Consider the following 23,912-nt stretch of genomic DNA (forward strand, 5'->3'; position numbering starts at 1 on the left):
CAACTGGTATGAAGTACAGAGGAATCTGTTTACTTTAGTTGTACGTGAGCATATTTTTGCTAATCTTAATAGCGATCGCATGATCTAGAATACATAGATAATGTTTTTTGTCAATGCGTAAGTCCTATCTTATGTAATATTACATTATTTAATAACATAAGTTGCTAGTACAGCTTGGCGTAAATAAACCTCAGAGTTATTAATTTAGGTATTAGCTGTCACACCAAAAAATCTGTTGAGTGGGTGCGTCAGATATCAACAATTTGGTTACTTACATGATTTATACTGTGTAACGTGGTTGGTGAGCTTGTCAAACCACACCCTACCAATGTGCCAGTTGCCCAAGTCCTGTTTAGGATATGATTTGTGAAATGAAATCAATATGCTCACAAGTTTAATTTATGAATGCAGTTTGGGAAAAATTTACTTTATATTCTTTACCTTTACAAGAATATTTAAGTGGTAGTTATTTACATCGTTATTTGGTGGGGGTTTTGGCCAGTTGGCGACAAACTAGTATTTTTATGCAGTGGGGTGATGCGATCGCTGTTGTTTTGCTAAGTTTAATTTATGGTTTATCACCCTTTGTTTCTACTACTTTGGTGGGTTTATTGCTAATAGCTTGTACGGCTTTTTGGATATTACTAACCTTATCTGATGAAACTAAGGCGATCAATAAATTTGCAGTTACTCCTATTCATTTATTAGTTCTGCTTTATTGGGCTGTGGCTGTTATTGCTACAGCTTTATCACCTGTAAAAAAAGCTGCTTTTACTGATTTAAAAACTTTTACTTTATATTTAGTATTGTTCGCACTTTGTGCTAGGGTTTTAAAATCTGTAAAGATCCGCTCTTGGTTAATAACTCTGTATTTGCATATATCCTTAATTGTAAGTGTGTATGGTCTGCGACAATGGTTCTTTGGTGCAAAGGCTTTAGCTACTTGGGTTGATCCTGAATCTCCTTTATCTAAAACTACACGGGTTTATAGCTATTTAGGCAATCCTAATTTGTTAGCTGGGTATTTATTACCAGCAGTGGTTTTGAGTTTAGTGGCTATTTTTGCTTGGCAAAGTTGGATCAAAAAAGGTTTAGCATTGACGATGTTTGTGGTTAATGCGGCTTGTTTAATCTTGACTTTTAGCCGGGGAGGTTGGATAGGTTTACTATTGTCTGTATTTGCTGTGTTGGTATTGTTAGTTTATTGGTGGGGTGTACAAATGCCAACTTTTTGGCGTGTGTGGTCTTTACCAATATTATTGGGTGGTGTAGTGGCTATATTAGTATTAGCTGTATTATTTATTGAACCTGTGCAAGTACGAGTTGTAAGTATTTTTGCAGATCGGCAAGACAGTAGTAATAACTTTCGTCGCAATGTGTGGGATGCTGTATTTGAGATGATCCGCGATCGCCCCATTATAGGTATTGGTCCTGGTCACAACACCTTTAATAAAGTCTATCCTCTCTATCAACATCCTCGGTTTACCGCTTTAAGTGCTTATTCAGTATTTTTAGAAGTAATTGTGGAAATGGGGTTTGTGGGTTTTCTCTGTTTTCTGTGGTTAATTATTGTCACAGTTAATACCGGGTTAATGGAAATTCGTCCGTTGCGTGAAAGTAGAAATGCTGAGGGATTTTGGTTAATAGGAGCGATCGCTGCTATCATAGGTATGCTTGGTCATGGTATGGTAGATACTGTGTGGTATCGTCCTGAAGTCAATACTGTATGGTGGCTATTAGTAGCTTTAGTAGCTAGTTATTGGCAACCCTTAAGAAAAGAACAAATTACCAGTTAAAAGAATATAGCAAAACAGATCCCCGACTTCTTGAAGAAGTGGAGGATCTAAGTAAACTTAATATCGTTTCATAGCGCGTTGCATATCTCTTTGATCTTGACGACGTTTGAGACTCTCGCGTTTATCATGTAACTTCTTACCTCTACCTAAAGCTATCACTAACTTTACCCAACCGCGTTTAAAGTACATCTTTAAAGGTACTAGCGTTAAACCCTCCTGTTCAACCTTACCAATAAGTTTCCGTAATTCTTGACGATGTAACAACAACTTTCTAGTACGGCGTGGTTCATGATTAAAATAAGAACCACTGGCATTATAAGGCGAAATATGAACATTGATTAACCATGCTTCACCGTTACGCAGCAAAGCATAACCATCTTGGAGGTTAACCCTACCCGCACGAATTGACTTGACTTCTGTACCAGTTAATTGTATACCAACTTCATAAGTTTCTATGATTTCATACAAAAATCTGGCTTGACGATTATCGCTAATAACCTTATAACCTTCGCTTTGTTTATCACTCATGGCCAATTTTTCGTATTTTCATTGTAATAAGTGGTTTTATGGGGAATTTTCCACAATTTTTTGACATAATTCAGTTTTTTCCGTAAACCTTCAAAACTAAATAACTGACAACTTCCTGTAAACAATCATTGATAGATCATAACTTGATCACCAATAACTGACAAAATAGGATATAGAAAACTTGATTATTTGTATTTCTGGCAATGGATAACTTACCAATTATTTATCTCTCAGTCTTTGTTAGTTTACTGGCCTTTGCCGGTGTGAGTGTGTTTCGTCAAGTTTTCAAAACCCGCAAACTAGAAAGTACCATGTCCCGGTTGCGGAATAAACTGACAAAAGAAAAAGGTACTGCTCAAGAATATTATGAGCTAGGAAGTATTTTTTCCGAAAAAAAAGTTTTTAGCCAAGCTATCCCACTTTTTCAAAAAGCACTTAAAGCAGCAGAAGAAGAAGGAGAAGAGAGTATTGCGCCAATTTATAACGCTTTGGGTTATGCGTACTTTGCCCAAGAACAATATGACTTAGCTATTAGGCAATACAAGGAAGCAATTAAACTTCAAAATGATTATGTAGTTGCTTTAAATAATCTCGCCCATGCTTATGAAAAGAAAAAATTAACCGCCCAAGCATTAGAAATGTATGAACAAGTGTTAAAATATGCGCCAAATAATGCTACAGCCAAGCGTCGCGCTGAATCTTTACGGCGTTTAGTTTCCGCATAAAAAAGGGATAGATCCCCGACTTCTTAAAGAAGTCGGGGATCTTGCTTTTCTATACTGTTCTTGGAAAAAAATATAGGAATTAATGAATGTATAATATATTTTTCTCCTCATCTTCTTTGCAAAAGTATGAATGACAATTTACATAGTTTATTGAGTTTATTTCATAGTTTATTTAATCCTTTTAACATATTATCAAAATGGCGAAATTTCATCTTAATTCCTCTTGTAATATTTCTCAATATTTGTTTAGTATTTCCTGAAATTACCCTAGCCCAAGAAACCCAAAAAAACCAAAAAATCATTATACAGCATCCTTTAGACTCCTTAACAGAGACAGAAATTAACACCGCAGTGGCAATATTAAAACAGCAAAAAAACATTAGTAAAAATGCTTTTTTTTCCATGATAGCATTACAAGAACCTGATAAAGATGAAGTTGTGAATTTCATATCAGGTAAACCATTTACCAGACAAGTTTTTTTAGAAACCTATCAAAGTGAACTGAATAAAACTAGTACAGCCATAGTTGATATTAACAAAAAAGCTGTGATTTTTTGGGAAGAAAAAACAGATATTCAACCAGCAATATTACCTCCAGATTATCAAATAGTCCAACAAATAGTTAAATCAGATCATCGCTGGCAAAATGCCATGAAAAAAAGAGGAATAAGGGACTTTCATCAAGTAAAAATTAGTTGTTGGGCAGCAGGAATACTAACTTTAGAAGAAGAAAATAACGGTAAAAGAATTTGTAGGGCATTATCCTATTATCAAGGTGAATATAGTCATCAATTCAGTAATTATTTTGCCCATCCCGTTGAAGGAGTTGTACTTACAGTTGACTTAAATAATAATAAAGTTGAGAATTTTGTAGATAATGTAATAGATAATGAAATTATCACTGTTGCTTCAGAAAATTGGGATTATGAACAGTCATCTTTCCAGAAAATTACCACATTAAAAAAACCTAAATTAAAAAAAACATTCACTATAAGAGGTAATGAAATTACCTGGAAAAATTGGCAATTTAGATATTTAATGCACCCACGAGAAGGTTTAGTATTATATCTTGTAAAATATCAAGATGGTCAAAAATATAGACCTATATTATATCGTGGTAGTCTATCAGAAATTGTAGTTCCCTATGGAGATCCTGATCCAAATTGGTCATTTCGTAACGCTTTGGATGTGGGAGAATATAATATTGGTTTATTAGCAAATAAATTAGAATTAGGTGGAGAAATTCCTGAAAATGGAGTTTTATTAGATGCCATATTTGCCAATGGGGAAGGAGAAACTTATACAAAATCTCAAGTTATTGGAGTTTATGAAAGAGATAATGGCATATTGTGGAAACATTTTAGTGATCAGCGTCAAAAAAATAGTGTATACCCTAATCGAGAATTAGTAATATCCATGATTACCACAGTGGATAATTATGATTATGCCTTAAATTGGATCTTTCATGAAGATGGTACAATAGAGATAGAAAATCAATTAACAGGAATAGATTTACCTCAAGGTACAAATTTGGAAATGCAGACAGAAAATAACAGTTATGGACGTTTAATAGCCAAAAATATCTTTGGAGTTAATCATCAGCATTTCTTTAATTATCGTTTAGATTTAGATATTGATGGACAAAATAATAAGATTATGGAAATGAACGTTAATTCATTACCAATTAGTGAAAAAAATCCCTTGGGAAATGCGATTACAGTGGCAGATACACTATTAACTACAGAAAAAATCGCAGTGCGAGATGTAGATATTAAACATAGTCGAGAATGGATGATAGCAAGTGCAGATAAAAAGAACTATTTAGGAGTTTCTCCTGCTTATATGTTAATGCCAGGAGGTAATACAATAATGTATGCAGTACCAGGGGCAAAAATCAGAGAGAAAGCCCAATTCGCTACCCATCATTTTTGGGCAACAAAATATAAAAATGGTGAAATGTATGCAGCAGGAAATTATCCCAACCAAGGAAAAAAAGGACAAGGTTTACCGCAATATATTAGCGATAATGAATCTTTAGAAAATGAAGATGTGGTGATTTGGTACACTATGGGAATAACTCATGTTCCTCGTCCAGAAGATTGGCCTGTAATGCCACGACATCAATTGAGTTTTAAACTATTTCCCAGGGGATTTTTTCAGGGAAACCCAACAATTAAATAATTAGGGTTTACACCAAAAAGTCCTTTCGTTGAGCCTAAGAAGATCAAGCACATTGGTAGGATGTGGTTCGACAAGCTCACAAACCACGTCAGACAGTATAAATCATGTAAATAACCAAATTGTTGATATCTGACGCACCCACTCAACAGATTTTTTAGTGTGACAGTTAATCATACCTTAATCACCAACGCCGAAAATAACTACTACCACTGGGTAGCTTATCAACTAAAATAATAATCAACGTTCCTAAGTAACAAATATATCGTGAATCTACGCCAGTTAATCCCCATTTTTGATAATACCGTATCCAGTTGGGCTTTAGAAGCTCGATTAGTCCGTTGGTTAACTTATGTGTGGTTATTTATCGGTTTAATTATCCTCTTTTCAGCATCTTATCCCGTAGCGGAGGATCGTCAAGGAGATGGCTTATACTATTTTAAACGGCAAATAGTTTGGGTTTTGGTATCTTTAATCCTCTTTAATGTTATTGTTAATCTACCTTTGCGGAAAATTTTAAATGTCTCCCATTGGTTTTTAATCTTTTTCCTAATGTTAATTTTCCTGACTCTAGTACCAGGTTTAGGAAGAAAAGCTTTTGACGCTGCTAGATGGATAGCTATTGGACCTATTCCCATACAACCATCGGAGTTAATTAAACCTTTTTTAGTGCTGCAAAGTGCGCGATTATTTGGTAAATGGCATAAACTTTCTTGGGAAGTGCGTCTTTCTTGGTTAGGGGTTTTTTGTTTAGTGTTATTAGGAATTTTAGCACAACCTAATCTTAGTACAACTGCTCTTTGTGGTATGACTATGTGGTTAATTGCTTTAGCATCAGGAATTCCTTATAAATATTTAGGTGGAACAGCAGCAGGTGGTGTTTTATTAGCATTAATCAGTGTTAGTATTAAGGAATATCAACGTCGTCGAATTATGTCCTTTTTGAATCCTTGGGGGGACGCATCAGGAGACGGTTATCAATTAGTTCAAAGCTTATTAGCGGTAGGTTCAGGACAAACTTGGGGTTCAGGGTTTGGACTTTCTCAACAAAAGTTATTTTATTTACCTATTCAAGACACAGATTTTATCTTTGCTATCTTTGCCGAAGAATTTGGTTTTGTAGGTAGTATGGTACTTTTATTGATTTTGGCCAGTTTCGCTACTTTAGGTTTAATGATTGCTCTCAAGGCTAAAAATACTACTTCTCAGTTAGTAGCTATCGGTGTAACTACTGTGATGATTGGACAGTCATTACTACATATTGGTGTTGCTACGGGAGCATTACCCACTACAGGTTTACCTTTACCTATGTTTAGCTATGGTGGTAATTCTATGATTGCTAGTTTAGTAGCTTCAGCTTTATTAGTTAGGGTAGCAAGAGAAAGTAGCGAAGCAGAAGTTTTACCTTTACGAACTAATAGATTAGAAAATAGACGCAGAAAAGAATAGACTAAAATTATTACAAACAAGATGGTTGTAATACTATTGAAAATGTTTAAACAAAATCCCCGCATTCTCGAAGAAGTCGGGGATTTTCTTAGGAAAAATCAACCCACCTTAACATTTATTTACGAAAATGGTCGAAATGGTTAAATTTTAGTTAACAATAAAAAACCGGTACCAATCTAGGGTATTAAGAAAAATAGCAAAGTTAAGCGATCGCTATTGATCACTTTTTTGGTAAAACCTATATCATCCCATGCTAACAATCCCCAAACTCCATCCAATTGCATCTACTGAGATTCCCCAAATTAATCATTGTAGTTCTGAAACTCTACTGAACTATTTTGAAAATTCCTGGAATTTAGAAGAAACACTTTTTCAAAGTTTAATTTCATCAGATGCATTTTATCTCAATCCTGATCCTTTAAGAAACAAATTAATTTTCTATCTGGGACATTCCGCAGTTTTTTATATCAACAAATTAGTTGCTGTTGATTTATTAAAAAATCCCATCAATTCCCAATTTGAAATATTATTTGAAGTAGGAGTTGATCCAGAAACACCGGCAGAGTTAGAAAATGCTACAAAAGATATAATTTGGCCGGATATTTCGCAAGTTTGGGAATATAGAAGAAAAGCCAAATTCGCAATTACTGAAATCATCAAAAATACCCCTTTAAATCCACCTATTAATCAAAATCATCCCCTTTGGGCTTTATTAATGGGAATAGAACACAGTCGCATCCATTTTGAAACTTCATCTATGCTACTGCGTCAATTGCCTGTGGATAAATTACAACGTCCTAAAAATTGGCATTATGCACCTACAAATGGTAAAGTTACTGATAATAAAATGCGGAAAATTCCTGGTGGTATAGTACAATTAGGCAAAAAAGATGATGATTTAACTTTCGGTTGGGATAGCGAATATGGAAGTTTAAAAGTAGAAGTTAAACCGTTTTTAGCCAGTGAAAATTTAATTACCAATGGCGAATTTTTACAATTTGTTCAAGCTGGAGGTTATGCAAATCCAGATTATTGGAATGTACAATCTTGGCAATGGAAAGAATTATACAATGTGCAACATCCTAAATTTTGGATATTAGCAAATAATGGTAAATACCGTTATCGTGCAGTATTTGATGAAATGGATTTACCTGTAGATTGGCCAGTGGAGGTAAATTATTATGAAGCAATGGCTTACTGTCGCTGGAAGGGTGGTAATACTCGTTTAATGACAGAAGCAGAATGGAATCAAGCCTTACAATTTTCTCAAAGCAATAGTTTACAAAATAACTATAATCTCAACTTACAATTTATTTCACCTTCTCCTGTAGGAATGTTTTCAGATCATAGAAAATCTGGACTGGCTGACTTACGAGGTAATCTTTGGGAATGGTTATCTAGTACATTTTACCCCTTACCAGGATTTAAAGCCCATCATCTTTATCAAGATCAATCTCAACCATTTTTTGATCATAACCATCAGATGATGTTAGGAGGTTCTTGGGCAACAAATGGTACTATGGCTTTGTCTTGTTATCGTAATTGGTTTCGTCCGTTTTTCTATCAGCACGTCGGTTTTAGAATTGCTGAAAGTTTATAGTAAATGTCTTTTTTTTCACGCAGAGTCACAGAGAGGATTTAGAAAATGATTGTAGAATTTTTAGCACAACCTTTAACAATTTTAGATCATCATTATCAACAATTGAAGGATGATGGGCAAGATGTGATTAATGGATTAACTCAAAAACCCAAAACTTTACCAGCAAAATACTTTTATGATGATCCTGGTTCTTTGTTGTTTGAAAAAATTTGTGAGTTACCAGAATATTATCCTACTCGCACAGAAGCATGGATTTTAAATCAATATGCTGATGAAATTGCAGAAATTACTAATTGTTGTGAGTTGATAGAGTTAGGAAGTGGAAGTTCTACTAAAACTCAATCTTTATTAACCGCTTATCAAAAAATTGCTGGTAGTTGTAGATATCTTCCTATTGATGTGAGTGGAGGTATTCTCAAAACTAGTGTTTTACAGTTACAAGAAAAATATCCTGATATTACAGTTCATGGTTTATTGGGCACTTATGAACAAGCGTTAGCACATTTACAAACTAATTATTTGCAGTCCCGAATGTTGTTCTTTTTGGGAAGTTCTTTAGGGAATTTTAACCATGAAGAATGTGATATTTTCTTAACTCAAGTTTCTCGCACTTTACAACTTGGAGATTTCTTTTTATTGGGTATTGATTTACAAAAACCCAAGGAGATTTTAGAACCAGCTTATAATGATAGTCAAAATGTCACTGCTGCTTTTAATTTAAATATGCTTTCCCATTTGAATTGGCGTTTTCAAGGTAATTTTGATATCAATTTGTTTAAACATCAAGCAATTTATAATCAGGTTGATCATCAAATTGAGATGCATTTACATTGTCAAAAAAGCCATTGGGTTAATTTGGAAGTTTTAGATTTAAAGGTGCATTTTGCAGAAGGAGAAAGTATTTTAACAGAAATTTCTCGCAAGTTTGATTTAACCAAGATGTCACAACAACTAGACAGTAAGGGATTAAAAACCATCAAAACTTGGACTGATGAAAAAGGATGGTTTGGATTGATTTTGTGTCAGGTTGGATAAGGGAAGACTAATATCAGCACTCAAAAATTTAGATTATAAGAGATTACAAATATATATCAGAGATGTCTGTAATTTTTATAAAGTTTTGAGTGCTGACAATTTACCTATGATATATACTTTTACTTGATTAACTCAACTATTGAACTTAATCACCAGAGGTAGAGATGGAAACTGTATTAAAAACATTTCAGGGTATTGACTACTATAATATTCCCATAAAAATTGGTGCTATCATTGTCATCTTAACACTGACAACCTACTAATTAAATGTTTATAAATGTTTATTGATTTCGGTAAATTATGGCTGTAAAATATATTTATTGTGAGTTTAATAGAGTATCAATTTATAAATTTATTTAGGAATTTAGAGAAAGATAATCAGATAAAATTACTTAAATATTGATCTAACTAACTTAGAGGTTATGAAAATGCAAAAATTATTGAATTTCTGTTTTGAAATGGAATTTTATTTCAAAATTGCCATTAGTTGTACAATTGCTCAACAGTTATTTTATCTGCTGTTAAATAAGCTGGAACTAAATTTTATTAGCCAAGTATTATTATACTGGCTGGTGGGAACTATTTCATTTTATGCTATTGGTATTTTCATTGAAAAAGTAATCAAAAGGGATGATAATTTAACTAAGCAACTAACCGCAAGGGTAAAGAAAGTTAGAAAACAATCATTTCCCAATTTCACTTTACCAGGTATCATTACAGGAGAAATAAAAGCTATAATTAGCGCATTAATTATTATATATTTAGCTCCTGAAGTGCATAGAGGTAATGGTTTAATTGTAAATATGGGCTGGTTTTTTATGAGAATAGTTGCTGCTGATTTCTGTTTTTATATAGCCCATAGATTATTTCATACAAAACCATTTCTTAAAATTCATCTTAAACATCATGACTTTCAAGATACATCAAGTTTTGTGGCTGGACATAAAAGCCTTATAGAATATATTATTGTTACTATTACAGATGTTTTACCTATCTTTATCTTTGGATATGATATTACTCAGCTTTGTGCATGGGCTTTAATAGGCAATATTTATAATTTAGAGGGTCATAGTTCTTTATCAATATTTTTTATTGGTTCAGATTTTCACGATTTGCATCATACTGATTTTAATGGTAATTATGGTATTCATAGTTTTTGGGACAGAGTATTTAATACATTTAATCCTAGCCATAAAAAACCGGGAATTATGTTTCCTGTGAGTTCGATTGAATCTAAAATCATAAAATGAATAGTATTTTTGGTGAATTAAATACTAGAGAGTTGGTAAATAAGTGATATAATGACCTAATAATAATCAAAATCATCCGTTAATCAATCATGAAACCAAATCCTATTACTCCACAACCTGGCCAAGAATCTGTTTGGGACTATCCTCGTCCTGCTATTTTACAAGATACCAATAAACATCTAAAAATCATTTTTAATGGCATTGTTTTAGCAGAAACAACCAAGGGAAAAAGAGTTTTAGAAACTAGTCATCCTCCAGGTTATTATATTCCTGCATCAGATGTTAAAACAGAATATTTAATAGCCACAGCTAAAAAAAGTTATTGCGAATGGAAAGGTATTTGTGAATATTATGATATTTCTGTGGGAGATAAATATATTCATAATGCTGCTTGGAAATATATTCAACCCAGTCCTAATTTTCAATCAATTCGGGAATATTATAGTTTTTACCCTGGTTTAATGGATGCTTGTTATGTTAATGATGAGTTAGTTATACCTCAAGCTGGTAGTTTTTATGGAGGATGGATAACTAGTGATGTTGTTGGTCCATTTAAAGGTGATCCAGGTACTTGGGGATGGTAAATAAGCATTGAGTAAATTTTTTACCGTCAAGGAACAGTTGTAATTGAAAATAAATTCCTATCAAGATAAATATGTTTCCTTAAACTGAGAAACTGAAATAATTTTAGTCTCAATTAGACTTGTTGAGAATTATCAATCGTTAAATAGGTTTGGTAGGTTCAGAGGATGTTTGAAAAGTTTTTAATGTATCAATGAACCCCTGAAGGTAAACCTCGTACCTGCAAGGGGAGAGGTTTTAAAACACCCATTTCCTTGTTTTTATATAACAATCATATTTTTTTAGATTTTAACCACTCACTGACAACTTTTTCCACTGGTTGAGATTGATTATCTACTTGATAATTCATCTTTTGGATATCTGTTGTAGAAATTTTACCTCCTAATTGATTAATAGTTGCTGTTAATTCAGGATATTTTTGTAATATTTCTTGATTGAAAATAGGTACAGCTTCATAAGGAGGAAAATATTTTTTATCATCTTCTAAAATGACTAAATTTAACACTGGAATTAAACCATCTGTAGAATTTGCAGCGATAAAATCTACTTTTTTTTCCTTTAATGCTTGATACATTAATCCTAATTCCATTTGTTTAATATTAGCAAATTTTAAGCCATAAGTTTTGGATAAACCTGGATAACCATCTGCTCTTTCTAAAAACTCATAACCAAAACCTGCTTTCATCTGTTGACTATATTTACCAACTTCTGAAAGTGTTTTAATTTGCATTTTTTTGGCATCTTCTCCACGTATAATCATGGCAAAGGTATTTTCAAATCCTAAAGGTTTCATAACTGCTAATTTCAGTTTTTTATCATAGTATTCTTTGGTTTTTTGATAAACAATTTCAGAATTATTAATAGGTTTTTCCTTTAAAATACTAGTAAATGAAGTTCCCGTATATTCTACATAACCGGCAATTTTACCAGCTTTTACAGCTTCATGGGCAATAAATGTTCCTCCTAAGTTAAATTTACGATCTACTTTTAATTTGGTATGATTTTCTATGTGTTGTGCCAATATTTCTCCTAAAATTACTTGTTCTGTAAAATTTTTTGAACCGATAATAATTGTTGCTGGTTTTTGTTGATAATTAACTGCTATTAATCCCACTATTATTAAAGTGATTATTCCTGAAAAAATAGCAATTTGACGATTAAATTTACCTTTATGTCCTGTTTGGTTAGTGAGGTTTTTTTCTAATAATCCTAAACCGAAATCTGCACTTAAAGCTATTAAAGCTGATGGTATTGCTCCAGCTAAAATTAGTTCATTATTCACTGTAGAAATACCTCGGAAAATAAATACTCCTAAACCTCCTCCTCCAATAGCAGCCGCAATTGTGGCAATTCCTACTGATATGACGGTGGCTACTCTTACCCCTGCTAAAATAACTGGTAAAGCCAGAGGAATTTCTACTTTTAATAATAATTCTTGATCTGTCATTCCCATCCCTATTCCTGCTTCTTTAATGGCGGGATTGATGCTATTAATACCAATATAGGTATTACGAATTATGGGTAATAAAGCATAAAGAGTTAAAGCAACTATGGCAGGATTTTTCCCTATTCCTCCTAAAAATGGTACGGAAATTAAAAAGCCAAAGATTGCTAAACTGGGGATGGTTTGAATAGCATTGGCTAAACCTAAAATGGGAGGAGCAAATTTAGGCTGACGAGTGATGAAAATACCCACAGGAAGCCCAATAGAAATGGCTATTAGGAGGGCGATCGCTACTAATATTAAATGTTCTACGCTGTGGAGTAAAATCTCTGAACTATATTGTAATACAAACATATTTTCTCACTACTTTTAATTAAGTTGTTCCCAATTATTGTGAGTATTTAAACAAGCTAAAAAAGCCAGTGCTTCTGGATGTTGAGAGCGTAAAAATTCGGTTCTCGTCCCTAATTCTACTAAATTTCCTTCACACATTAAACCTATTCTGGAAGCTAAAAAGAAGGCTTCTTGAATATCATGGGTAACAAAGATCACGGTTTTTCCTAATTGTTGTTGTAAATACTGAAATTGTTGTTGTAATTCTAAGCGAGTGATAGGATCAAGAGCGCCAAAAGGTTCATCCATTAATAGTATAGGTGGATCTGCGGCCAAAGCTCTAGCAACTCCCACACGCTGACGTTGACCTCCTGATAATTGATGAGGATAACGTTGGGCAAATTTTTCTGGTTCTAAACCTACTAAGTTTAACATTTCATAGACTCTATTGTGAATTTTTTGGGCTGGCCATTTTTCTAATGATGGTACAAGTCCCACATTTTCAGCGATGGTAAAATGGGGAAATAAACCTGTTTCTTGAATTACATAACCTATGCGTCTTCTGAGTTTAATCGCATCCCAATTACTGGTACTTTTATCATTAACTAAAACTTCTCCTGATGTGGGTAATAATAAATGATTAATGAGTTTTAAAGTAGTAGTTTTACCGCTACCACTACGCCCTAATAAAATTAATGCTTCTCCTTGATAAATGTTCAGATTTAAGTTAGATAATAGCAGACGATGGTTAATTTCAAAACTGACATTAAGAAATTGAACTGCAATTGTTGATGTTGATAACATAGTTTTTTATGAGAATAATGTTTATTATTTTTCAGATCCCCGACTTTTTTAAAAAGTCGGGGATCTAAAGTCGGGGATCTAGTTTATTTATTAGTTAAAGCACTAATAGCTAAAAATATCCAACCTGCTATTAATGCTACTCCACCAATGGGTGTAATTGCTCCTAAAATTTTGATATTTGTTAAACTAAGAGCATAGAGACTACCGGAAAAAATCACTATACCAATAATAAATAACCAGCCACTAATTACTAGGGTATTAGATGAATTTTTCAGAATAATCATCAGGATAGCTATTAATAAAAGTGCGAGAGCATGATACATTTGATAACGTGCGCCAGTATCAAAGATTTCTAACATTCTTTCACTGATTTTTTCCCGCAAAGCATGAGCACCAAAAGCACCAGCAGCAACGGATAAACCTGCGAAAATAGCACCGATAGTTAAGAAAATCTGTGTCATAATATATTCCTATTAAGGTATATCAGATCCCGGACTTCTTCAATAAGTCCGGAAGCTACCTGCTGGTAGCTCTTGGAATTAAACATCAAAATGATATGATACTCCTCCTTCTTCATTAACGTGAAAATTAGCATTAAATTCTTTAGCTTTTTGATCTAAATATTGTTTAGCTTCTGCTGGTGATAATTGAGATTGCATGGCAAAACTTAATAATGTTACTTTACCATGATTTTGTTGTAATACTTGATAAAACTGTGATTGCAAATAGTCATTTTTTTGCTGTGCTAGATTTTTTTTATCTTTGCGATTTTGTTGATATAATTCTAAACTTAACCAAGTTCCTAAGATCATGGTAGGTAGTCCGAAAATAATTCCTCCTGTAATAGCATCATTACTGTCTTTTTCAGCATTAGGAGCAGTGAAAACTACTTCATCTTCTACCGGATATATTTTAACTGATTTTTCATGACGATCAATAATTTCTGATGCTGATATTGCTAAGAACATAAACCCCAGGGTAACTAACCAACCAGCAGCTAATTTTTCAACTGTTTTCATATAGTTAAACCTCATGAATTTTTAATCTTTAGGTTGAATTTTCAGGTTAAATTGTTAAAGAAAGGAATTTATTAAGGTTTGTTAATGCTAGGTTGACTGGCACCAAACCAACCTACAATTATCCTGTAAATAATCTTTTTTATTGTAACCTTATTTACTGTAATTGTCTTGAGATCCGCAAATTCTTTTATAAAATATAGAAGTTGTGGATTTGATTCTTATTATTGGACATCTAGTAACGTAAGTTGCCAGTAGTTGCCAGTTAGATCAAGTAGGGTGCGTCAGAATCTTAAAATTGGTAATTTTAACCTAAATTATTCTGTATGACACACCCTACAGACTACAAAATATCCGCAAATTAATAACTAGCAAGTTGGGTTAGTAGTAATTAAATTTACATAACCAGTAAACCCTTTTAGGGACAATTCATGAATTGTCCCTACCATCATTATTTTACTCTACTATAGGTTTTTAACCATAATTCTAAGGATGATTGGAGTTGATCTCTTTCATCATCGTTAATACCTTGAGGATCAAAGCGATCGCGGTAATATAATTCTATAAATGTTTCTAAATCATCAATTAAATCACATACTGGCATTTCTTGTTTTAATCTTAACATCCATTGTTTACAAGATTCATAAGGATAACGCACAAACCCTAAATCATTCAAGGCTTTTTCGATTAATTCAAAATAATGATTTTCAATTTTTATATTATCTATAATCAGGTTTTTCCCTGCTTGCTGTATTTTTAATCTTTTTACATTGCTTTTATTTCCAGATAACCAAACCCGTAAAAATAACAGGGGAAAAATTAACCACCAACCATATTTAAAAGCCTGACTATTAACTAATATTTTCAGCCATTCTGAGATAGTAAATGTAATAAATGACCAATAATCTCCAATAAATGATAATGGGGAAAAATTACTATTTTCTATGGTTATCCAACTAGGAGGAGTGGTATCTAATGCTTGCCATTTATTATCTATATATACTAAAGTCCAAGCGTGAGCATTACGACTTCTGACGATATATTTTTTTTCTAAATTGCTAAATTCATGAACAGAATAACCCACAGCATAACGCGCTGGTATGCCTAATTTTCGCAAAATTAAGGTAGTTGCACTGGCAAAATATTCACAATGTCCTGCACGAGTTTCTAATAAAAATGTGGCTAAAGGTGTTAACTCTTGCTGTTTACCAGTTAGTTTTAAAGAATAATTAAATTTAGTGGCAAAAAACTGTTTAGTAGTTTTTAATATTTCCTGTGATGATTTACCTTTAATATCTAATTCACTGACAATTTTCTCAATTGCTGGTAATTCTTTTTTTGATATTTCTAAATCTTCTTTTGTGGGTGGACTTTCTAAGGATAAATTATTATTAAACTTGACTTGATAGGCAATATCATTAAGTTTAGCTTCTACTTTGAATGTACCATATTGACTTTTTTCTAATTTAGTTACAGGTAAATTATCAATAGCATAGGATCCTGTGGGTAATCTTAATACACCTTTTCCCTGTTGTAAATTACTATAAATTGTCATTAATGAGTTATTAGATAATGAAGATAATTGTTGATTTTCTAATAACCAACTACTTTTATTAATTTCTGGTTTTAATGGTGTAAAATTTGCTTTAGTTGCTACCCATATAGAAGATTGATATTTATTATAAGCAGCTTCTTTTAATAATAAATTAGGATATTTTCCTTGTGGATAGTCAACACGAAAAATGATCTCGTTAGATAATTTTAATTTACCAAGTTCTCCAATACTTGTTTGTTTTGTGGATACATCTATACCTTGTCCTAAATTATTACTTAACCAAGATACAACTTGATCTTCTAATTGTTGATGGAGTTGGTTTAATGCCATTTGTCCTAAAAATCCCACACCTCCAGCAGTTAACATAAAACATAACCAAATAATTAGAGAATATCTTTTTGATCTTACCGAAGAAAGAGCGATCGCTGTAATAATAAACATCCCCAAATAAAACCCAATATCTTCAGTATTAGCATTACTCGCACCGATAATACAAACAAATATATAAGGATAGGTTACATTGATATGATAACGATTAGTTGTTTCCCCAGTTTTAGCGTCATCAAATAATAAAAACATGGTTTTCACATTAATACCACCATTCACAGAATATACTTGAACAGTTATCAATGGAAATACTGCTATGGGCAACCATTGTAATAAAGTGTAAATTAAATAAAATGAACGATTACTATTGTACAAATAAATAAACAGACATAATAAAATGACAAAGGACAAATTAGCAACTTTCAAAAAATCTGTTTCAGAAAAATCCCAGCGATAATTTACCCAACGTGACGCTACCAAAATTATAGCCATAGGAATAGCTAAAATCCATAATCCCGTTTGCCAACCCCAAAATAATACAGCGATACCTAATAAAAATGGTGGAGTTTTCATATCATCATTAACCCTTGGGCAATTTGTCCTAATTTTAAAATATGTAAAGTTACTAATTCATCTTGGATAGATTGTACATCTAATTGATCAAAATTGTCTGGTTGATCGGTAATTAATAAAACTAAAATACCAATATTCATCTCTCGGAGATAATTAACTAATTTTTTTCTCTGTTCATCCCAAGCGATAAAAATACAAATACAACCACTTAATAAAGATATTCTTTCCATCACAGTAGGAATTAAAGAAGCAAACTCTTTATCTCGACAAGCTCCCACAGAAGCGAGAATTTCTAACATTTTATCAGTGTGACTAATTCCCCTACCAAATGTAAAACAATAGGCTTTATTGCCCACAAACATTAAATCTAATAAAGAATCTTGAGTTTGTACTTCACAAGCTAAAGAAGCGGCAGTTGAGATAGCTTCTTCTAAGAGTTGACTATATTTAAAATCTTGAAAAGTATCTAAAATTAAAGCCTGTCTGACAAAAAATTCATCCTGTTCTTCTTTAACTATAGGTTTGCCAATTTTTGCCCAACTTTTCCAGTGAATTTTTCTCAAAGAATCTCCGGGACGATATTCTCTTAAAGAGCGAAATTCTTCTGAATCTCCCACAGAAGATGCTAAAGTAACTCCTCCACTTTGATATTTTGTTAAACCAGGAATTTGAATAGGAGGAACAGGATATAATTTGGGTAATATTAATAAAGATTGGGGTAAATTAATAGTTTTACAAGCATTAAAAATACCTAAAGGATCTGGTCTAGCTATGGTCATACTAACTAAGCGAATTATACCCCGATGAGTAGGCATAATTTCGCCGATGATTTCGGTTTTACTATGAGGTAAAAGAGAGGGTAAATCTATAGGTTTAATTTTGCCACATTGTTGGCGATCGCTCAACCATAACCACCGATAAGATCCTAATTTTTGATCTATAGAACCACGTTGTTTTTCTTGCGGTTCAGGAGTTTCTAAAAACTCTTTTAAAGTGGGACGAGGATCGGCAAAATTTTCAAAGATTTTCAAACCTTTTTGAGTTTGATCAGACTTATTATCTATGGTAATTCTGTATTTTAATTTTACTCCTACCGTACCAAATTTGGGTAACTTTCTAGTGGCATTAAATTGATAACCAAATAATAAACTAGCAACCATGGAAACAATCACAATAGCTAACAGAAAGGAAAATATTTGATAAGTCATACTTTGGTTACTATCTAACCCTAAAGCGGAGGAAAATAGTAAAAATGTGAGAATAATAAACCCATTGAGATTGATTCGTTTTTTGAGTTTATATTGAATAGAAGAACTGAAATGGTATAACCGATAAATGAAAGGTGTCATTGTAATTTATAAATGTTGATTAATGTTGGTAAATCTCTACTAATTGCTGCACTCAAAAATGTTAAGTTGCTATTTTCTAACTCCATCAAAATATAAACAGGGATCATCACAATGAGTACAGAATATCATTGTCCCCAAATCAAAACAAATTATTTAGGAACAGGAAGAGATTTAATAATATCTATCACCACACTTTCAGCAGTTGTACCAGAAAATCGCGCTTGAGATTCCATCACTAAACGATGGGCAATCACTGATACTGCTAATTCTTGAATATGATCTGGTGTTACATATTCAAAACCATCAAATAAAGCCAATGCTTGGGCTATTTTCATTAATGCTAAAGATGCCCTGGGACTCGCTCCTAATTGCACTCCTGGGGCTGTACGAGTACGATTAATAATATCTACAATATAACGTTTTAATTCCTCACTGATTCTTACTTGTTTCACCTGTTTTTTAAAATTAATTATATCTTGTAAACTAGCGCAAGATTGCAGATTATCAATAGGATGTTTTTCAATTTGATCAGATAATAATTTTACCTCTTCTTCGGGAGAAATATAACCTAAACTAAATTGTAAAGCAAACCTATCCATTTGCGCTTCTGGTAGGGGATATGTACCACGAGATTCTACAGGATTTTGGGTAGCAATGACAAAAAATGGATCTGCTAATTTTCGCAAATTACCATCAATACTAACTTGAAATTCTGCCATTGCTTCTAATAATGCGGACTGGGTTCTAGGGGAAGCGCGGTTAATTTCATCTGCTAATACTATATGGGCAAAAATTGGACCTTCGTGAAAATGAAATGTTCTTTCATTAGTATCTAATATGGAAACTCCTAAAATATCTGATGGTAATAAATCAGGAGTAAATTGAATCCGTTTGAAAGAAATATCAATAGAAAATGCTAGGGCTTTTGCTAACGTGGTTTTACCCGTTCCTGGACAGTCTTCTAATAATACATGACCACCACTTATAAAAGCAGCTAATAATTTTCTAATCGCTGAAGATTGCCCTTTGATTACTTTTTGAATGTTCTGGGAAATTCGTTCATACATTTGTTTTCCAGATGGGTTTTGTATGGGGATATTATTCATAGTTTTTCAGGATTTACGATTCAACAATTACCAATTACCAATTACCAATTACCATTAAATATCCAATAGTCCATATCTTTTTTGTAAGTCTAATAATTTTATTCTTGCTTCTCCTGCATTATCCGCCAAATCTGCAAATTCTACAAATCTTCTTAATTCTTTTTTTAAGAGGTTTCTTTCTACTTCTATGGTTTCTCGATCTAATTTTGGCGGTAACACAATCATATCAAAAATTGTCGCTCTTTCTTTTCCTGGATGGGGTCTTAAAACTCGGCCACGACGTTGAATAAATTGCCGAGGGTTGGTAGAACTTGATAAGATAATGGCCGTTTGAATAGCGGGAATATCTAAACCTTCATCTAAACAACGAATAGCTACTAAACCCTGTAATTCTCCACTAGCAAACTGATGGCGCAGTTTTTCCCTTTCTTCTAATGGTGTGTATGCTGTATATGTACTCACTTTATAACCTATTTCTGTTCCTAAAATTCGCGCTACTGCTTTTAATTGTCGTAGGGAAGAATATCCCATTTCCTGTGAACCATCACTACAGTAAAATAATGTGTGACTGGTATCTTTGCGATTTAACATCAATTCTTTTAAGGCAGTTAATTTATTCTCTGCTGTGCCAACTAACCGCGATCTTTGGATTAATAACTGTTTGATATCTTCCTGTTCTTCTAAATGTAAAATATCGCCATCTTCCTTTTCTTTATATAATAGCGATCGCCCAATTTTCCTAGTTATTCTTAAATATTCTAAACTCTCTGTTTCTGTCAACTCTACCAAAACCGGATAATATAAATAATGTACTAATGCCCCTTGGTTAATGGCATCTGCTAAATTAAATTCTGGCTGTAAAATAGGTCCAAAATAATCAAATAAAGATTCCGTTCCTCCTTCATCAAAATATCTTTCTGGAGTAGCAGATAAGGCTAATCTTAACCCAATTTTTCGCGGTAAACTTTCCTCTAATTTTGGTGATCCTAAATTATGCGCTTCATCTCCAATTATTAATGTTTTTGCTGGAAAATATTTGAATTGTGATTGAAAACCATCACTAATTAAAGTCGAGTTAGTGGTAATTATTGTCACGAAACCTTGACAACCAGAATGAATATGATAAATTTGCGCTGACAATTGACTGTGCCAACTCTGTAAATTCTCGAAGGCTAAAACAGGTTTTAAGTTAAATTTATCACATTCCCTAGCCCATTGATTGACAAGATGACGATAGGGACAAACCACTAACAGGACTTGTAGTCCAATCTGTTTATACAATTCACAAGCGATCGCCAATGCAGTAATTGTTTTCCCACTACCTGTAGCCATTTTTAACGTTCCTCGACCATTATTAGCAAACCAGCTAGTAACCGCTTGACGTTGATATTCACGCAGTTGCAGAGATACAGGCATTTGCGGATATCCAGGCCTATTCACATGATAATGACCCTTATTTTCGCCCACAAAAGGCAATTTTAGGGAAAAAACGGGATCTTGCGGCAATGGTTTTCGCGTGATATACATAGATTGGTATTTTCTAATGTAATTAATTGTAATTTCGCCAAATACCGACTAAAGATCCTTGTATCTCTACTTGCATAGCGGGGACTTTAATAGGTTTATACTTAGAATTAGCAGGATTGAGAGTGACAAAATCATCTGTACGATAGAAGCGCTTTAGCGTTGTACCGTAGCCCTCAACCATAGCTGCCACAATTGTGCCATTTTTTAATTGATTTGGTTGAGATACAGGACGTAAAAATACCACATCACCATCAGCAATGAGATCCTCAATCATACTATCACCATTGACGCGCAAGGCGTAAGTTTGAGGGGGGAGAGATAAATTAGCCAAGTCCAAATGTTCCACAGCATCGGTAAAAGGTTCAATTAAACCACCCGCAGCGATCGCGCCTAAAATGGGTACACCTTGTTTGCTAGGATATAAAATGCGAATAGTTCTGGCTTTACCTTCATTCCAACCAATATAACCTTTTTTGCGTAAATGCTCCAATCGGCTTTGTACTGGCGCTGGAGATTTCAGTTTCATAGCTTGCATCATTTGGCGAATGGAAGGAGAATACTGATTAACTCGGATATATTCAACTAACCAGTCATACAGTTCTTTTTGTGGTTCTGTGAGACGTTCCATCATATTATTTTCTTATGGGGATGTAAATAATAAATGCCCCTAGAACATTGGTACTATAAAAATCTGTAGATTACAAGATGAAAATGAAAAATAATTGGTGATTGGTAATTGGTAATTGGTAATTGGTAATTGGTAATTGGTAACATAAATATTAATTGTTAATTGTTAATTGTGAATTATCAATTACAGCAGTTTCCGTTATTATGAGGTACAGATGTTAATGATAAAACCCTTGTAACACAGGCATCTTGCTGTGTTCATAGTGTACCTCATGTAGATGGAATGTGCTGTATCAATTCTTTGTCCTGACTCCTAGAACTCCTGACTCCTCGATCTCCTATTCTCCTCCTAAAATACTTACCAATAAAGCCTTTTGAGCGTGTAACCTATTTTCTGCTTGATCCCACACTCGTGACTGTGAACCTTCTATAACTTCATGAGTAATTTCTTCCCCACGATGGGCTGGTAAGCAGTGTAAAACAATTGCTTCAGGATCAGCAAAACTTAATAATTGTGCGGAAATTTGATAGGGTTGGAATACTGGAAAACGGTTATTAGCTTCCGTTTCTTGTCCCATACTTGCCCACACATCAGTATACAGTACATTGGCATCTTTAGCAGCAATTTCTGGGTCGTGAGTCAATAAAACTTGTGTTTGATGTATATTAGCGATCGCTCTTGCTTTCTCGACAATTTCCGCATCTGGGGCGTATCCTGAAGGAAAAGCCACTCTCACATTCATTCCCACTAATGCACAACCTAACATCAATGAATTAGCCACATTATTACCATCACCAACATAGGTTAAAGTTAAACCTGATAAACTGCCAAATTTCTCTTGAATAGTCAATAAATCAGCCAATATTTGACAAGGATGTTCTAAGTCTGTTAGAGCATTAATTACAGGTATTTTGGCATATTTAGCAAAGGTTTCTAACTCTTGTTGGGCAAAGGTGCGAATTGCTAATACATCTAAATAACGATCTAATACTCTAGCTGTATCTTCAATAGGTTCGCCTCGACTAACTTGAGTTACATTAGGATGTAAGTCTATTACTTGTCCTCCTAATTGGTACATAGCTACAGTAAAACTTACCCTGGTGCGTGTTGAAGCCTTAGAAAATAATAAACCTAAAACTTTGTTACATTGTACTTGTAACTGTTTTGACTTGAGTTGACTAGCTAATTCCAGAAGTTGTTGGAGTTCTGAAGCACTCAAATCTGCTAAACTGAGTAAATCTCTGCCAATTAGTGATGCCATGTTTTTATCAATAGTATAATTTCCCTAGACGAAGTTTATTGTATAGCAGTTAGTAGGTAGAGTAGGTAGTATGAGGCAAGAAATTAGGCAAGAAATTAATGGGTTTTGAGGACGGGAAAATTTTTTTGCCAAAGTAGTAGACAAATAAGTTAGTTATGCTATAATCAAAAAGTTATAAATCGCCAGCATAGCACAGTGGTAGTGCATCCGACTTGTAATCGGAAGGTCGTCAGTTCAAATCTGATTGCTGGCTTTTGTTTTTTGTACATTCGCACATGTCACTTGCCAAATTATTGACATTACGATATGTCAAAACCTTGCCCGTTGTTCCGTCTAAAATGGCAACTGTCACAGGGTTTTCTAAACCCAAGCTGACACCAACTAAAATATGAGATTGTCCTTTATATAAAGGTTGGCTTGGACGAGGAAAAGGATTATTAATTCTGGCTAAAGAGGAATTTTTACGTTTGAGATGTGCCTGTTGTTTATCATTAAGATATCCTTTGGCTTTTGTTTGGGTGATAATTTTAGCAATTTCTTCAGCTTTTTCTTCTTTGACTAAATTTGTTCCTTCTTCTGTCCATAAACGAGTATCTACACAACAATAAAGCGTTAAATGGTGAATATTCCAGGGTTCTGTTTCATTTTCTGGAATAGTTTGAGTAGCAGTAATAAGAGTTTCTATCCATTGAGTATCAGTTAAATCTCTTCCTTTGGGTATAGGACTTACGCAGGTGTCACACCAAAAATCTGATGTAGGGTGCGTCAGATAGCATAAATCATGTAAATAAACAGGTTCTTGATATCTGACGCACCTTACTAATGTGCCAGTTGCGTAAGTCCTGC

Annotated in this window: 21 protein-coding genes and 1 tRNA gene; 10 read left to right on the forward strand and 12 right to left on the reverse strand. The window is 33.5% G+C overall.

What is annotated here, in order from left to right:
- The first annotated feature begins 401 nt into the window (after positions 1–401).
- On the forward strand, positions 402–1,796 hold the full coding sequence (locus tag H6F32_RS17940) for an IctB family putative bicarbonate transporter (protein ID WP_190370660.1): 1,395 nt from the start codon (positions 402–404) through the stop codon (positions 1,794–1,796).
- Between the two features lie 57 nt (positions 1,797–1,853).
- On the opposite strand, the gene smpB is transcribed toward H6F32_RS17940, so the two are convergent.
- A complete protein-coding gene (gene smpB, locus H6F32_RS17945; protein WP_190370661.1) occupies positions 1,854–2,324 on the reverse strand; it encodes an SsrA-binding protein SmpB in 471 nt (156 codons plus the stop codon).
- A 203-nt stretch (positions 2,325–2,527) separates the two neighbouring features.
- Between smpB and H6F32_RS17950 the strand changes: the two genes are divergently transcribed.
- The 8 genes from H6F32_RS17950 (at position 2,528) to H6F32_RS17980 (ending at position 11,145) form a co-directional block, all read left to right on the forward strand.
- On the forward strand, positions 2,528–3,049 hold the full coding sequence (locus tag H6F32_RS17950; protein ID WP_190370662.1) for a tetratricopeptide repeat protein: 522 nt from the start codon (positions 2,528–2,530) through the stop codon (positions 3,047–3,049).
- Between the two features lie 126 nt (positions 3,050–3,175).
- Entirely contained in the window at positions 3,176–5,230 is a 2,055-nt protein-coding gene (locus H6F32_RS17955; protein WP_190370663.1) for a primary-amine oxidase, read from the forward strand.
- A 264-nt stretch (positions 5,231–5,494) separates the two neighbouring features.
- On the forward strand, positions 5,495–6,676 hold the full coding sequence (locus tag H6F32_RS17960; protein WP_190370664.1) for an FtsW/RodA/SpoVE family cell cycle protein: 1,182 nt from the start codon (positions 5,495–5,497) through the stop codon (positions 6,674–6,676).
- Between the two features lie 21 nt (positions 6,677–6,697).
- The gene (locus tag H6F32_RS20985) at positions 6,698–6,820 is read left to right on the forward strand and encodes a hypothetical protein (RefSeq protein ID WP_277875078.1); all 123 of its coding nucleotides are present in this window, start codon (positions 6,698–6,700) and stop codon (positions 6,818–6,820) included.
- A gap of 106 nt (positions 6,821–6,926) precedes the next feature.
- Positions 6,927–8,276 carry a 5-histidylcysteine sulfoxide synthase gene (gene ovoA / locus H6F32_RS17965; RefSeq protein WP_190370665.1) on the forward strand — a complete coding sequence of 450 codons (1,350 nt, stop codon included), beginning with the start codon at positions 6,927–6,929 and terminating at the stop codon, positions 8,274–8,276.
- A gap of 45 nt (positions 8,277–8,321) precedes the next feature.
- A complete protein-coding gene (gene egtD / locus H6F32_RS17970) occupies positions 8,322–9,311 on the forward strand; it encodes an L-histidine N(alpha)-methyltransferase (RefSeq protein WP_190370666.1) in 990 nt (329 codons plus the stop codon).
- Between the two features lie 428 nt (positions 9,312–9,739).
- Positions 9,740–10,561 carry a sterol desaturase family protein gene (locus H6F32_RS17975; protein WP_190370667.1) on the forward strand — a complete coding sequence of 274 codons (822 nt, stop codon included), beginning with the start codon at positions 9,740–9,742 and terminating at the stop codon, positions 10,559–10,561.
- Positions 10,562–10,650: 89 nt separating this feature from the next.
- Entirely contained in the window at positions 10,651–11,145 is a 495-nt protein-coding gene (locus H6F32_RS17980; RefSeq protein WP_190370668.1) for a DUF427 domain-containing protein, read from the forward strand.
- Between the two features lie 269 nt (positions 11,146–11,414).
- Here H6F32_RS17980 and H6F32_RS17985 read toward each other — a convergent pair whose 3' ends face one another.
- The 10 genes from H6F32_RS17985 to argF all read right to left on the reverse strand — a co-directional run bounded on the left by H6F32_RS17985 (position 11,415) and on the right by argF (position 23,066).
- Positions 11,415–12,941: a glycine betaine ABC transporter substrate-binding protein gene (locus H6F32_RS17985; RefSeq protein WP_190370669.1), complete on the reverse strand. Its 1,527-nt coding sequence runs from the start codon at positions 12,939–12,941 to the stop codon at positions 11,415–11,417.
- A 15-nt stretch (positions 12,942–12,956) separates the two neighbouring features.
- Positions 12,957–13,724 (reverse strand): ATP-binding cassette domain-containing protein, encoded by a 768-nt coding sequence (locus H6F32_RS17990; protein WP_190370670.1) that lies wholly within the window; start codon positions 13,722–13,724, stop codon positions 12,957–12,959.
- A gap of 83 nt (positions 13,725–13,807) precedes the next feature.
- Entirely contained in the window at positions 13,808–14,185 is a 378-nt protein-coding gene (locus H6F32_RS17995; RefSeq protein WP_190370671.1) for a DUF423 domain-containing protein, read from the reverse strand.
- A gap of 78 nt (positions 14,186–14,263) precedes the next feature.
- Positions 14,264–14,743, reverse strand: coding sequence for a hypothetical protein (locus tag H6F32_RS18000; protein WP_190370672.1), 480 nt, complete (start codon positions 14,741–14,743; stop codon positions 14,264–14,266).
- Between the two features lie 448 nt (positions 14,744–15,191).
- Positions 15,192–17,195 carry a transglutaminase family protein gene (locus tag H6F32_RS18005; RefSeq protein ID WP_190370673.1) on the reverse strand — a complete coding sequence of 668 codons (2,004 nt, stop codon included), beginning with the start codon at positions 17,193–17,195 and terminating at the stop codon, positions 15,192–15,194.
- Positions 17,192–18,544: a DUF58 domain-containing protein gene (locus H6F32_RS18010; protein ID WP_190370674.1), complete on the reverse strand. Its 1,353-nt coding sequence runs from the start codon at positions 18,542–18,544 to the stop codon at positions 17,192–17,194. Before H6F32_RS18010 ends, H6F32_RS18005 begins: the two co-directional genes overlap by 4 nt.
- A 149-nt stretch (positions 18,545–18,693) precedes the next feature.
- Positions 18,694–19,650, reverse strand: a complete 957-nt coding sequence (locus H6F32_RS18015) for a MoxR family ATPase (RefSeq protein WP_190370675.1) — start codon at positions 19,648–19,650, stop codon at positions 18,694–18,696.
- Between the two features lie 54 nt (positions 19,651–19,704).
- A complete protein-coding gene (locus tag H6F32_RS18020; RefSeq protein WP_190370676.1) occupies positions 19,705–21,177 on the reverse strand; it encodes a DNA phosphorothioation system restriction enzyme in 1,473 nt (490 codons plus the stop codon).
- Positions 21,178–21,199: 22 nt separating this feature from the next.
- Positions 21,200–21,805 carry a transcriptional repressor LexA gene (lexA, locus tag H6F32_RS18025; protein ID WP_190370678.1) on the reverse strand — a complete coding sequence of 202 codons (606 nt, stop codon included), beginning with the start codon at positions 21,803–21,805 and terminating at the stop codon, positions 21,200–21,202.
- Positions 21,806–22,142: 337 nt separating this feature from the next.
- Positions 22,143–23,066, reverse strand: a complete 924-nt coding sequence (argF, locus tag H6F32_RS18030) for an ornithine carbamoyltransferase (protein ID WP_190370677.1) — start codon at positions 23,064–23,066, stop codon at positions 22,143–22,145.
- Between the two features lie 181 nt (positions 23,067–23,247).
- On the opposite strand from argF, the gene H6F32_RS18035 reads away from it, so the two are divergent.
- A tRNA-Thr gene (locus tag H6F32_RS18035) sits at positions 23,248–23,319 on the forward strand.
- Here the strand turns inward: H6F32_RS18035 and cas12k are convergent.
- A partial coding sequence (cas12k, locus tag H6F32_RS18040; RefSeq protein WP_242031175.1) for a type V CRISPR-associated protein Cas12k occupies positions 23,296–23,912 on the reverse strand: 617 nt, incomplete at its 5' end. The genes H6F32_RS18035 and cas12k overlap by 24 nt on opposite strands.

It is taken from the genome of Anabaena sp. FACHB-1237 (genome assembly GCF_014696225.1).
Taxonomy (GTDB): domain Bacteria; phylum Cyanobacteriota; class Cyanobacteriia; order Cyanobacteriales; family Nostocaceae; genus FACHB-1237.